Here is a 13,527-nt window from a genome sequence, read left to right as displayed (position 1 = left end):
TGGCTTTTTTTATAAGAAGGGATTTGTTATGGCTGAACCGCAACCGCTGTTTGATTATACCGGCCATCTGCCGGAATGCCCGACCTGGAGTGAGGCGGAGCAGGCGCTTTACTGGGCCGATATTATTGAAGGCGAAATTCATCGTTACCATCTCGCCTCGGGCGAGCATACTGTGCTGCGCTTTCCGGAGGAAGTGGGCTGCTTTGCGCTACGCGAGAAGGGCGGTTTTATTGTCGCCATGCGCACTGCGATATGGCTTGCCGATAAGCGCGGGCTGCTGACCAATAAAGTCTGCGATAATCCGTCCAACCCGCAACTGGCGCGTTTCAACGACGGCGGCACCGATCCGCGCGGGCGTTTCTACGCCGGAACCTTCTGGGCGCCGGGGGATTACAATGGCGCGCAGCTGATGCGTATCGATAACGATCTGACGCCGAAAGTGATCCAGTGTGACATCAAGGGTGCTAACGGGCTGGCCTTCAGTCCTGACGGCAAGTGGATGCTCACCTCGGACACGCCGGAGAAGGTGATTTACTGCACGCCGCTCGACGCCGACGGCGAACCGGGGCAGCGTAAGGTGCTGCGTCGCTTTACTGACGGAGAGGGAATGCCGGATGGCGCGGCGGTGGACGTGGAAGGCGGCTACTGGAGCGCGCTCTATGATGGCTGGCGCATCGCGCGCTTCTCGCCGCAGGGCGAGCAACTGGAAGAATATCGCCTGCCGGTACGCTGCCCGACGATGGTCTGTTTCGGCGGCGCGGACATGAAAACGCTGTTTATTACCACTACAAGGGAAAACATGACCCCGGAAGAAACGGCGCAATATCCGCTGTCGGGCGCCATTTTCACCCTGCCGGTGCAGGTGGCAGGGGTGAAAAAGGCCCTTTTCGTGGAACGTTAAGCCGGATTGACCGGCACAACGTTTTCCCCCGGATAACAGCCCAGCACTTTCATTGAGCGGGTGATCTCGCTCAGTTCGTGCAGGGCTTTTTGCATGGCGGCGGATTCGACGTTGGCCTGAATATCCAGATAAAACATCTCTTCCCACGGGTTGCCGTAAATCGGACGGGATTCCAGCTTGGTCATGATCAGATTGTGATTACGCAGGACCAGCAGGGCCTCTACCAGCGCGCCCGCCTGCTGACCAGTGGCAATGAGCAGCGTGGTTTTCGCCGGCACCTGATCGGACACTTTCACCGCTTTACGGGCCAGCACGACAAAACGCGTAATGTTTTGCGTCTGGTTCGCGAGGTTACGCTCCAGCACCTGCAATCCATACAGCCCGCCGCCCGCTTCACTGCCCAGCGCCGCCACATGCGGCGACTGTGCCTGCGCCACGCGCTCCATGGCTGCCGAGGAGCTTTCGCAATACTCAATTTTCCAGTGCGGATAGCGATTCAAAAACTGGCTGCACTGCTGGAAGGGCTGCGGATGGCTGTAGACCGTCTGGATCTGATCCAGGCTGGTGGGGCCGGAAACCAGCACGCAGTGGTCGATAGGCACCGTCATTTCCGCCACTATGGATAAGCTGGTGTGCTGCAACAGATCGTAGACATCGTTGATCGCCCCCGAGCTGGTGTTTTCAATGGGCACCACCGCGTAATCCGCCTGGCCCGTTTCCACCTGGTTAAAGATGTCGTGAAACTTTGCGCAGCCGCTTTCGATGAACTGTTCAAAGTGGCGGGCCGCATACTGACGTGCCGCAAGGTGTGAATACGAACCTTTGGGGCCGAGAAACGCAATGCGCGCCGAGTGCGGATTAGTTTGATTGAGATGCTGCTGAAGCAGGGCCTGCTGGGTCAGCACTGAATCTTCAATGATTAGCTGGAACAGGCGGGTAATGTAATGCGCATCCAGATGCTGCGCTTTGCCAAGCGTAATCAGGCGCTCCAGCAAATCACGCTCGCGATCGATATCGCGAACCGGACGATGGGACGCCAGCTTCGCTTTACCCACTTCCACGGCAAGCAGACGGCGTTCCGCCAGTAACGTCAGTAATTGCTCATCCAGAGCGCTGATCTTTACGCGCAGATCCAGTAACGGGTTTTCCGGTGTCATAGTGTTGCCTTTTTTATAGTTATCAATAAAAAAGGCCCCCCGGTGTGGGAGGCCTTATTGTTCGTCTTCGCATTCTTTATCACACGACGAAACGCCTCCCGGTCAGGGGAAGGTAAAAAAGAATGCGAAGAAAAACGGAACAAGTTTCATGGTGCGATCCTGAACAAGTGTCTGAGTAAAGTAACCGTACTGTTTTCACCCTGTCAATAAAAAACGCGCCCGAGGGCGCGTTGGCGATACACTCAATGTAAAGGATTACTCTTCTTCTTCAACTTCAGCGAAGTTGGCGTCTTTCACCGAGGTGGTGGCGCGACGCGCTTCACCTTTGTGTTGCACTTTATTGAGCTGCCGTTCCAGCTTGTTGATCAAGTCGTTAATCGCGGTATACATATCTTCATGCTTCGCACTGGCGACCAGATGCCCGTTAGGTGTATTGATGGTGGCATCCGCGGTAAAGCCCTGCGGCTCTTTAGAGAGAATGATATGTGGGTTAATCAGGTGTGTTTGCCATTTATCCAGTTTGGCGAGACGGTCTGTGACATGCTGGCGAATTGCCGGAGTAATTTCCATTTGCTTGCTGGTAATGTTCATTGTCATAGATGTTACCTCTTGTCTTTCCGTCTTGGTATTAACAAGCATAACCTGCATAGTGTCAAAATGTGTGATTTGAATCACATTATTTCGTCACTTTTTGTCAACGACAGCTTTTTGTGATTTAAAACGTGAACCCGGAATTTTTACCTTGTTGATACTCATAATAGGGGGCATAGTTGACCGGATGGCCTGCACGGAAACCCGCTCCGGCGGCAGGTAAAACGCATAAAAAAACGGCAGCTCACAGGAGCTGCCGTTTTACATTGGGGAGGAAAATCAGGTATTGCTGCTGTTGGCGGCGATGATTTTCGCCACTTTGTCCGCCTGCGCATTCAGCTGCAGTTTACGGTATGCATTTTCCATCAGCGGTAACGCGTCACGCGTCGCCTGGGTATCCGGATAATCACGCAGCATGCCTTCAACACGGTTTACCACCGCCACCCATGCGCCGCGATCGGTATAGTATTGCGCGACGGAGTATTCATACTTCGCCAGGCGATCTTTCAGGAACACCAGACGTTTGGTGGCATCCGTGACATACTGGCTGTTCGGGTAGCCACGCACCAGTTTTGAGAAGTCATTGAAGGCATCGCGCGCGTGCTGCGGATCGCGGTCGCTACGGTCAACGCCGAAGAAGCCCTGCAGTGCGCTGTCATCCAGCGCCATATCAGTCAGGCCGCGCATGTACATGACATAGTCAATGTTCGGATGAGTCGGGTTCAGACGCATGAAACGGTCAATCGCGGCCTGAGCCAGCGGCAGATCGGCGTTTTTATAGTACGCATAGATCAAATCCAGCTGTACTTGCTGGGAATACGGGCCGAACGGATAGCGGTTATCCAGCGCTTCCAGTTGCGTTATTGCCTGTTTCCAGTTACCGTCCTGCAACTTTTGCTGAGCAGTCGCGTAGATTTCATTAGGCGGATTATCAGGCACCTCTTCCTTTGAACCGGAGCAACCCACCAAAGCCAGGCTCAGCGTGGCGGCTGCCACCAGATATTTCATGCGCGTCATGACGTTTTGACTTTCCTCAAAATGTTTATGCGGGAGGATTCTCTGTTCCTGCTCCCGATTAAGACCAGCTACAATAGCACACTATATTAAACGGCAAAGCCGTAAAAACCCAAGGTTAACGAAGAAGCTGTCTATGGCACAACTAGTACAACTCACCGCAACGGTGTCCGAAAATCAACTCGGTCAACGCTTAGATCAGGCATTGGCCGAAATGTTCCCTGATTATTCACGATCGCGAATAAAAGAGTGGATCCTTGACCAGCGCGTCGAGATAAACGGCAAGGTGTGCAGCACACCAAAAGAAAAAGTATTGGGGGGCGAACGCGTCACCATCAATGCTGAAATCGAAGAAGAAGCGCGTTTTGAACCGCAGGATATTCCGCTGACCATCGTCTATGAAGATGATGACATTCTGGTGATCAATAAGCCGCGCGATCTGGTGGTTCACCCGGGTGCTGGTAATCCTGATGGCACCGTGCTGAATGCGCTGCTGCATTACTATCCGCCGATTGCTGATGTCCCCCGTGCCGGTATCGTGCACCGTCTGGATAAAGACACCACCGGCCTGATGGTGGTCGCCAAGACCGTGCCTGCGCAAACGCGCCTGGTGGAGTCGCTGCAGCTGCGCGAGATCACCCGTGAATATGAAGCGGTCGCGATTGGCCATATGACGGCAGGCGGTACAGTGGAAGAGCCTATCAGCCGCCACCCGACCAAACGTACGCATATGTCCGTGCATCCGATGGGCAAACCGGCGGTTACGCATTATCGCATTATGGAACACTTCCGTGTGCACACGCGTCTGCGTCTGCGTCTGGAAACCGGACGTACACACCAGATCCGTGTGCATATGTCGCACATTACCCATCCGCTGGTGGGCGATCAGCTGTACGGTGGTCGTCCGCGTCCGCCGAAAGGCGCGTCGGATGAATTTATTGCCGCGCTGCGTCAGTTTGACCGTCAGGCGCTGCACGCGACCATGCTGCGTCTTTATCACCCGATCACTGGCATCGAAATGGAATGGCATGCGCCTATCCCACAGGACATGGTCGATTTGATCGAGGCGATGCGAGCTGACTTCCAGATCCATAAGGACAGCGTAGACTGGCTATGACACACGTGATTATCCCGCAATGGCCGCAGCCTGAGAGCGTGGCGGCCTGTAGTTCGACCCGCATCGGCGGCGTGAGCCTCGCGCCCTGGCACTCACTGAACCTGGGTGCGCATTGCGGTGATAACCCGGAGCACGTCGAGGAAAATCGTCAGCGGATGTTCGCCGCGGGCGGTTTGCCATCGAAACCGGTCTGGCTGGAACAGGTCCACGGTGATCAGGTGCTGCGTCTGGACGGCGGGCCTTATGCCTCAAAACGTGCCGATGCGTCATACAGCAATACGCCCGGAACCGTGTGCGCCGTGATGACAGCGGATTGCCTGCCGGTGTTGTTCTGTAACCGTGCCGGAACGGAAGTCGCGGCAGCTCATGCTGGCTGGCGTGGTTTATGCGCCGGTGTGCTTGAAAACACCCTGGCCTGCTTTGACGATAGCCCGGACAATATTATGGCCTGGCTTGGTCCGGCGATTGGTCCGCAGGCGTTTGAAGTGGGGCCGGAAGTCCGTGAGACTTTCATGGCAGCAGATCCGAATGCGGACGCCGCATTTGTCGCCCGCGATGAAAAGTATCTTGCCGATATCTACCTGCTGGCGCGTCAGCGTCTGGCGCGCGCAGGCGTTAGCCAGATCTTCGGCGGTGACCGGTGCACCTTCACAGAAACGAACGAATTTTACTCATATCGCCGCGACAAGACCACCGGGCGTATGGCAAGTTTCATTTGGCTGAGATAACCTAAAGAATCAAGACGATCCAGTGCGCGTCATTTTCTTTCCATATTATTCAGGTCATTAACCTTGAATAATTGAGGGATGACCTCATTTAATCTCCAGTAGCAAATTTGACCTGTTTTCTATGGGAGGAGTTATGCGTCTGGATCGTCTTACCAATAAGTTCCAGCTTGCTCTTGCCGATGCCCAGTCTCTGGCGCTGGGGCAAGACAATCAATTTATCGAACCTCTTCATCTTATGAGCGCCTTGCTGAATCAGGAAGGGGGATCGGTACGTCCTTTATTAACCTCTGCTGGCGTCAATGCGGGCCAACTGCGCACCGCTATTGAGCAGGCGTTAAGCCGTTTACCGCAGGTGGAAGGCACCGGCGGCGATGTGCAGCCGTCGCAGGATCTGGTTCGCGTACTGAACCTGTGCGACAAACTGGCGCAAAAGCGCGGCGACAATTTTATTTCCTCAGAACTCTTTGTTCTGGCGGCGCTGGAGTCGCGCGGTACGCTGGCAGACTTACTGAAAGCCGCCGGTGCGAATACCGCTAATGTGACGCAGGCAATCGAACAAATGCGTGGAGGCGAAAGCGTGAATGACCAGGGGGCAGAAGACCAGCGTCAGGCCCTGAAAAAATTTACTGTCGACCTGACCGAACGGGCGGAGCAGGGCAAGCTCGATCCGGTGATCGGTCGTGATGAAGAGATCCGCCGCACTATCCAGGTGTTACAACGTCGTACCAAAAACAACCCGGTGCTGATCGGTGAGCCTGGCGTCGGTAAAACCGCCATTGTCGAAGGGCTGGCGCAGCGTATCGTCAATGGTGAAGTGCCGGAAGGGCTGAAAGGTCGCCGCGTACTGGCGCTGGATATGGGGTCGCTGGTGGCGGGCGCGAAATATCGCGGAGAGTTTGAAGAACGCCTGAAAGGGGTGCTCAACGATCTCTCTAAACAGGAAGGTAATGTGATCCTGTTTATTGACGAACTGCACACCATGGTGGGCGCAGGTAAAGCCGACGGCGCGATGGATGCCGGGAACATGCTGAAACCGGCGCTCGCACGCGGTGAACTGCACTGCGTCGGGGCGACCACGCTTGATGAATATCGTCAGTACATTGAAAAAGATGCCGCGCTGGAGCGTCGTTTCCAGAAAGTGTTTGTCGCTGAGCCATCTGTCGAAGACACCATTGCGATCCTGCGTGGTCTGAAAGAGCGCTATGAGCTGCACCACCATGTGCAGATTACGGACCCGGCGATTGTCGCTGCGGCGACCTTGTCACACCGCTATATTGCCGATCGCCAGTTGCCGGATAAAGCCATCGACCTGATCGATGAAGCGGCGTCCAGCATCCGTATGCAGATCGACTCCAAACCCGAAGAGCTGGATCGTCTCGACCGGCGTATTATCCAGCTGAAGCTGGAACAGCAGGCACTGCTGAAAGAATCTGACGAGGCCAGTAAAAAACGTCTGGAAATGCTCAATGATGAGCTGTCCGATAAAGAACGTCAGTATTCCGAACTGGAAGAAGAGTGGAAAGCGGAGAAAGCGTCGCTGTCGGGTACGCAGACCATTAAATCGGAGCTGGAGCAGGCGAAAATCGCCATTGAACAGGCGCGTCGTGTCGGCGATCTGGCGCGGATGTCTGAACTTCAGTACGGTAAAATTCCTGAGCTTGAAAAACAGCTTGAAGCCGCCACACAGTCAGAAGGCAAAACCATGCGTCTGCTGCGTAATAAAGTCACGGATGCGGAAATCGCAGAAGTGCTGGCGCGCTGGACCGGCATCCCGGTAGCCAGAATGCTGGAAGGTGAGCGTGACAAATTACTGCGTATGGAGCAGGAGTTGCACGGGCGCGTAATCGGCCAGAACGAAGCGGTTGAAGCCGTATCTAACGCTATTCGTCGTAGCCGCGCCGGATTATCAGATCCGAATCGCCCGATTGGTTCGTTCCTGTTCCTCGGGCCGACCGGGGTGGGTAAAACCGAACTCTGTAAAACGCTGGCTAACTTTATGTTCGACAGTGATGACGCCATGGTGCGCATCGATATGTCCGAGTTTATGGAGAAACATTCGGTGTCACGTCTGGTGGGCGCGCCTCCGGGATATGTCGGTTATGAAGAAGGCGGTTACTTAACCGAAACGGTTCGTCGTCGTCCTTACTCTGTCATCCTGCTGGATGAAATCGAGAAGGCGCATCCGGATGTGTTCAACATCTTACTGCAGGTACTTGACGATGGACGGCTGACAGACGGTCAGGGGCGGACGGTCGACTTCCGTAACACGGTTGTCATTATGACCTCGAACCTGGGATCCGATCTGATTCAGGAGCGTTTCGGCGAGCTGGACTACAGTCATATGAAGGATGTGGTGCTGGGCGTGGTCAGCCAGAACTTCCGTCCGGAATTTCTAAACCGTATTGATGAAGTGGTGGTCTTCCATCCGCTCGGTGAAAACCATATTGCTTCTATTGCGAAGATCCAGCTGCAACGTCTGTATCAGCGTCTGGAAGATCGGGGCTATGATGTGCATATCTCCGATGAGGCACTGAAATTGCTCAGTGCCAATGGGTTTGATCCGGTTTATGGGGCGCGGCCATTAAAACGTGCCATCCAGCAGCAGATTGAGAACCCGCTGGCACAGCAAATCTTGTCCGGGGAGCTTATTCCTGGCAAAACCATCCAGCTGGTGGTTAAAGATGAGCAAATAGTTGCCGTGCAGTAATTCACAAAACGAAGAAAACGAGCCCTGCGGGGCTCGTTTTTGTTTAAAAACCAGGCGAAAATACGCTTCACCGGCTCGTTTTGTATGAATATTGTGCGAACGATAAGTTTTTTTAATTTTAGACTTGTCAGCCCGGAATAACTCCCTATAATGCGCCACCACTGACACGGAACAACGGCTTACAGGCCACCGGGTCAGAAGGTCTTCCTCCGGGAATGACCAGCAGAGAAAAGCAAAATAATCGCTTGACTCTGAATGAGGAAAACGTATTATACGGGACCTCGCGACACAGCGCTAAAGCGCGTCGCAACTGCTCTTTAACAATTTATCAGACAATCTGTGTGGGCACTCAAGGACATGGATTCTTAAACGTCGAAAGACGCTAAATGAATACCAAGTCTCTGGAGTGAACATACGTAATTCATTACGAAGTTTAATTCACGAGCATCAAACTTAAATTGAAGAGTTTGATCATGGCTCAGATTGAACGCTGGCGGCAGGCCTAACACATGCAAGTCGAGCGGTAGCACAGAGAGCTTGCTCTCGGGTGACGAGCGGCGGACGGGTGAGTAATGTCTGGGAAACTGCCTGATGGAGGGGGATAACTACTGGAAACGGTAGCTAATACCGCATAACGTCGCAAGACCAAAGAGGGGGACCTTCGGGCCTCTTGCCATCAGATGTGCCCAGATGGGATTAGCTAGTAGGTGGGGTAACGGCTCACCTAGGCGACGATCCCTAGCTGGTCTGAGAGGATGACCAGCCACACTGGAACTGAGACACGGTCCAGACTCCTACGGGAGGCAGCAGTGGGGAATATTGCACAATGGGCGCAAGCCTGATGCAGCCATGCCGCGTGTATGAAGAAGGCCTTCGGGTTGTAAAGTACTTTCAGCGGGGAGGAAGGTGTTGAGGTTAATAACCTCAGCAATTGACGTTACCCGCAGAAGAAGCACCGGCTAACTCCGTGCCAGCAGCCGCGGTAATACGGAGGGTGCAAGCGTTAATCGGAATTACTGGGCGTAAAGCGCACGCAGGCGGTCTGTCAAGTCGGATGTGAAATCCCCGGGCTCAACCTGGGAACTGCATCCGAAACTGGCAGGCTTGAGTCTTGTAGAGGGGGGTAGAATTCCAGGTGTAGCGGTGAAATGCGTAGAGATCTGGAGGAATACCGGTGGCGAAGGCGGCCCCCTGGACAAAGACTGACGCTCAGGTGCGAAAGCGTGGGGAGCAAACAGGATTAGATACCCTGGTAGTCCACGCTGTAAACGATGTCGACTTGGAGGTTGTGCCCTTGAGGCGTGGCTTCCGGAGCTAACGCGTTAAGTCGACCGCCTGGGGAGTACGGCCGCAAGGTTAAAACTCAAATGAATTGACGGGGGCCCGCACAAGCGGTGGAGCATGTGGTTTAATTCGATGCAACGCGAAGAACCTTACCTACTCTTGACATCCACGGAATTTGGCAGAGATGCCTTAGTGCCTTCGGGAACCGTGAGACAGGTGCTGCATGGCTGTCGTCAGCTCGTGTTGTGAAATGTTGGGTTAAGTCCCGCAACGAGCGCAACCCTTATCCTTTGTTGCCAGCGGTTCGGCCGGGAACTCAAAGGAGACTGCCAGTGATAAACTGGAGGAAGGTGGGGATGACGTCAAGTCATCATGGCCCTTACGAGTAGGGCTACACACGTGCTACAATGGCATATACAAAGAGAAGCGACCTCGCGAGAGCAAGCGGACCTCATAAAGTATGTCGTAGTCCGGATCGGAGTCTGCAACTCGACTCCGTGAAGTCGGAATCGCTAGTAATCGTGGATCAGAATGCCACGGTGAATACGTTCCCGGGCCTTGTACACACCGCCCGTCACACCATGGGAGTGGGTTGCAAAAGAAGTAGGTAGCTTAACCTTCGGGAGGGCGCTTACCACTTTGTGATTCATGACTGGGGTGAAGTCGTAACAAGGTAACCGTAGGGGAACCTGCGGTTGGATCACCTCCTTACCTGAAAGAACCTGCCTTGCAGTGCTCACACAGATTGTCTGATGAACGTAATGAGCAAGACGGCTGCGAAGTCGTGACACCTCGTGTCCCCTTCGTCTAGCGGTTAGGACTCCGCCCTTTCACGGCGGCAACAGGGGTTCGAATCCCCTAGGGGACGCCACTTGCTGGGTGTGAGTGAAAGGCACAACCAATCAGTATCTCAAAACAGACNNNNGGGTCTCGTTTGAGATATTTGCTCTTTAAAAATCTGGATCAAGCTGAAAATTGAAACGACACGCTGTTTCTTTTCTCCGTAATAAGAAAAGAAAACGGTGTGTTCGAGTCTCTCAAATTTTTGCAATCAGAAGTGAAACATCTTCGGGTTGTGAGGTTAAGCGACTAAGCGTACACGGTGGATGCCCTGGCAGTCAGAGGCGATGAAGGGCGTGCTAATCTGCGATAAGCGCCGGTAAGGTGATATGAACCGTTATAACCGGCGATACCCGAATGGGGAAACCCAGTGCAATCCGTTGCACTATCATGTCATGAATACATAGTGGCATGAGGCGAACCGGGGGAACTGAAACATCTAAGTACCCCGAGGAAAAGAAATCAACCGAGATTCCCCCAGTAGCGGCGAGCGAACGGGGAGGAGCCCAGAACCTGAATCAGCATGTGTGTTAGTGGAAGCGTCTGGAAAGTCGCAGGGTACAGGGTGATACTCCCGTACACAAAAATGCACATGTTGTGAGTTCGAAGAGTAGGGCGGGACACGTGGTATCCTGTCTGAATATGGGGGGACCATCCTCCAAGGCTAAATACTCCTGACTGACCGATAGTGAACCAGTACCGTGAGGGAAAGGCGAAAAGAACCCCGGCGAGGGGAGTGAAACAGAACCTGAAACCGTGTACGTACAAGCAGTGGGAGCCTCTTTATGGGGTGACTGCGTACCTTTTGTATAATGGGTCAGCGACTTATATTCTGTAGCAAGGTTAACCGTATAGGGGAGCCGAAGGGAAACCGAGTCTTAACTGGGCGTTAAGTTGCAGGGTATAGACCCGAAACCCGGTGATCTAGCCATGGGCAGGTTGAAGGTTGGGTAACACTAACTGGAGGACCGAACCGACTAATGTTGAAAAATTAGCGGATGACTTGTGGCTGGGGGTGAAAGGCCAATCAAACCGGGAGATAGCTGGTTCTCCCCGAAAGCTATTTAGGTAGCGCCTCGTGAATTCATCTTCGGGGGTAGAGCACTGTTTCGGCTAGGGGGTCATCCCGACTTACCAACCCGATGCAAACTGCGAATACCGAAGAATGTTATCACGGGAGACACACGGCGGGTGCTAACGTCCGTCGTGAAGAGGGAAACAACCCAGACCGCCAGCTAAGGTCCCAAAGTCATGGTTAAGTGGGAAACGATGTGGGAAGGCACAGACAGCCAGGATGTTGGCTTAGAAGCAGCCATCATTTAAAGAAAGCGTAATAGCTCACTGGTCGAGTCGGCCTGCGCGGAAGATGTAACGGGGCTAAACCATGCACCGAAGCTGCGGCAGCGACACTATGTGTTGTTGGGTAGGGGAGCGTTCTGTAAGCCGTTGAAGGTGGACTGTGAGGTCTGCTGGAGGTATCAGAAGTGCGAATGCTGACATAAGTAACGATAAAGCGGGTGAAAAACCCGCTCGCCGGAAGACCAAGGGTTCCTGTCCAACGTTAATCGGGGCAGGGTGAGTCGACCCCTAAGGCGAGGCCGAAAGGCGTAGTCGATGGGAAACAGGTTAATATTCCTGTACTCGGTGTTACTGCGAAGGGGGGACGGAGAAGGCTATGTTGGCCGGGCGACGGTTGTCCCGGTTTAAGCGTGTAGGTGTGTGTTCCAGGTAAATCCGGTTCACTTTAACACTGAGGCGTGACGACGAGGCACTACGGTGCTGAAGTGACAAATGCCCTGCTTCCAGGAAAAGCCTCTAAGCATCAGGTAACACAGAATCGTACCCCAAACCGACACAGGTGGTCAGGTAGAGAATACCAAGGCGCTTGAGAGAACTCGGGTGAAGGAACTAGGCAAAATGGTGCCGTAACTTCGGGAGAAGGCACGCTGGTGCGTAGGTGAAGCGACTTGCTCGCGGAGCTGAAACCAGTCGAAGATACCAGCTGGCTGCAACTGTTTATTAAAAACACAGCACTGTGCAAACACGAAAGTGGACGTATACGGTGTGACGCCTGCCCGGTGCCGGAAGGTTAATTGATGGGGTTAGCGGCAACGCGAAGCTCTTGATCGAAGCCCCGGTAAACGGCGGCCGTAACTATAACGGTCCTAAGGTAGCGAAATTCCTTGTCGGGTAAGTTCCGACCTGCACGAATGGCGTAATGATGGCCAGGCTGTCTCCACCCGAGACTCAGTGAAATTGAAATCGCTGTGAAGATGCAGTGTACCCGCGGCAAGACGGAAAGACCCCGTGAACCTTTACTATAGCTTGACACTGAACACTGGTCCTTGATGNGTAGGATAGGTGGGAGGCTTTGAAGCGTGGACGCCAGTCTGCGTGGAGCCATCCTTGAAATACCACCCTTTAATGGCTGGTGTTCTAACGTGGGCCCGTAATCCGGGTTGCGGACAGTGTCTGGTGGGTAGTTTGACTGGGGCGGTCTCCTCCTAAAGCGTAACGGAGGAGCACGAAGGTTAGCTAATCCTGGTCGGACATCAGGAGGTTAGTGCAATGGCATAAGCTAGCTTGACTGCGAGCGTGACGGCGCGAGCAGGTGCGAAAGCAGGTCATAGTGATCCGGTGGTTCTGAATGGAAGGGCCATCGCTCAACGGATAAAAGGTACTCCGGGGATAACAGGCTGATACCGCCCAAGAGTTCATATCGACGGCGGTGTTTGGCACCTCGATGTCGGCTCATCACATCCTGGGGCTGAAGTAGGTCCCAAGGGTATGGCTGTTCGCCATTTAAAGTGGTACGCGAGCTGGGTTTAGAACGTCGTGAGACAGTTCGGTCCCTATCTGCCGTGGGCGCTGGAGAATTGAGGGGGGCTGCTCCTAGTACGAGAGGACCGGAGTGGACGCATCACTGGTGTTCGGGTTGTCATGCCAATGGCATTGCCCGGTAGCTAAATGCGGAAGAGATAAGTGCTGAAAGCATCTAAGCACGAAACTTGCCCCGAGATGAGTTCTCCCTGACCCTTTAAGGGTCCTGAAGGAACGTTGAAGACGACGACGTTGATAGGCCGGGTGTGTAAGCGCAGCGATGCGTTGAGCTAACCGGTACTAATGAACCGTGAGGCTTAACCTTACAACGCCGAAGATGTTTTGGCGGATTTGAGAGATTTTCAGCT

8 protein-coding genes, 1 tRNA gene, 2 rRNA genes and 1 other annotated feature are annotated in these 13,527 nt (G+C 53.8%); of the genes, 7 read left to right on the top strand and 4 right to left on the bottom strand.

Annotated features, from left to right (window positions below):
- Positions 1-28 precede the first annotated feature (28 nt).
- Positions 29-901: an SMP-30/gluconolactonase/LRE family protein gene (locus QRD42_RS19435; protein WP_321987889.1), complete on the top strand. Its 873-nt coding sequence runs from the start codon at positions 29-31 to the stop codon at positions 899-901.
- Here QRD42_RS19435 and pheA read toward each other — a convergent pair.
- The 4 genes from pheA to bamD all read right to left on the bottom strand — a co-directional run bounded on the left by pheA (position 898) and on the right by bamD (position 3,666).
- Complete coding sequence (gene pheA, locus QRD42_RS19430; protein ID WP_321987888.1) at positions 898-2,058, bottom strand: bifunctional chorismate mutase/prephenate dehydratase; 1,161 nt, start codon at positions 2,056-2,058, stop codon at positions 898-900. The genes QRD42_RS19435 and pheA overlap by 4 nt on opposite strands.
- 25 nt (positions 2,059-2,083) lie before the next feature.
- Positions 2,084-2,209: a sequence feature (Phe leader region), on the bottom strand.
- Complete coding sequence (pheL, locus tag QRD42_RS19425) at positions 2,161-2,208, bottom strand: pheA operon leader peptide PheL (protein ID WP_100250063.1); 48 nt, start codon at positions 2,206-2,208, stop codon at positions 2,161-2,163. It overlaps the preceding feature by 48 nt.
- A gap of 104 nt (positions 2,210-2,313) precedes the next feature.
- Positions 2,314-2,655, bottom strand: a complete 342-nt coding sequence (raiA, locus tag QRD42_RS19420) for a ribosome-associated translation inhibitor RaiA (protein WP_072571521.1) — start codon at positions 2,653-2,655, stop codon at positions 2,314-2,316.
- Positions 2,656-2,928: 273 nt separating this feature from the next.
- Positions 2,929-3,666, bottom strand: coding sequence for an outer membrane protein assembly factor BamD (gene bamD / locus QRD42_RS19415; protein WP_072571520.1), 738 nt, complete (start codon positions 3,664-3,666; stop codon positions 2,929-2,931).
- A gap of 133 nt (positions 3,667-3,799) precedes the next feature.
- On the opposite strand from bamD, the gene rluD reads away from it, so the two are divergent.
- From rluD to QRD42_RS19385, 6 genes are all read left to right on the top strand, one after another.
- Complete coding sequence (gene rluD / locus QRD42_RS19410; protein ID WP_072571519.1) at positions 3,800-4,780, top strand: 23S rRNA pseudouridine(1911/1915/1917) synthase RluD; 981 nt, start codon at positions 3,800-3,802, stop codon at positions 4,778-4,780.
- Positions 4,777-5,508: a purine nucleoside phosphorylase YfiH gene (yfiH, locus tag QRD42_RS19405; protein WP_318364919.1), complete on the top strand. Its 732-nt coding sequence runs from the start codon at positions 4,777-4,779 to the stop codon at positions 5,506-5,508. Before rluD ends, yfiH begins: the two co-directional genes overlap by 4 nt.
- Positions 5,509-5,641: 133 nt before the next feature.
- Complete coding sequence (gene clpB / locus QRD42_RS19400; RefSeq protein ID WP_321987887.1) at positions 5,642-8,215, top strand: ATP-dependent chaperone ClpB; 2,574 nt, start codon at positions 5,642-5,644, stop codon at positions 8,213-8,215.
- Positions 8,216-8,670: 455 nt separating this feature from the next.
- Positions 8,671-10,210 (top strand): 16S ribosomal RNA (locus tag QRD42_RS19395).
- Positions 10,211-10,295: 85 nt separating this feature from the next.
- A tRNA-Glu gene (locus QRD42_RS19390) sits at positions 10,296-10,370 on the top strand.
- A gap of 208 nt (positions 10,371-10,578) precedes the next feature.
- A 23S ribosomal RNA gene (locus QRD42_RS19385) occupies positions 10,579-13,484 on the top strand.
- The 16S and 23S rRNA genes sit together here with 1 tRNA gene alongside, the layout of an rRNA operon.
- Positions 13,485-13,527 lie beyond the last annotated feature (43 nt).

This window comes from Enterobacter sp. PGRG2 (assembly GCF_030291195.1).
Classification (GTDB): Bacteria; Pseudomonadota; Gammaproteobacteria; order Enterobacterales; family Enterobacteriaceae; genus Enterobacter_D.
The sequence above is the reverse complement of the archived record's forward strand: the minus strand, read 5'-3'. Positions and strand labels throughout refer to the sequence as shown.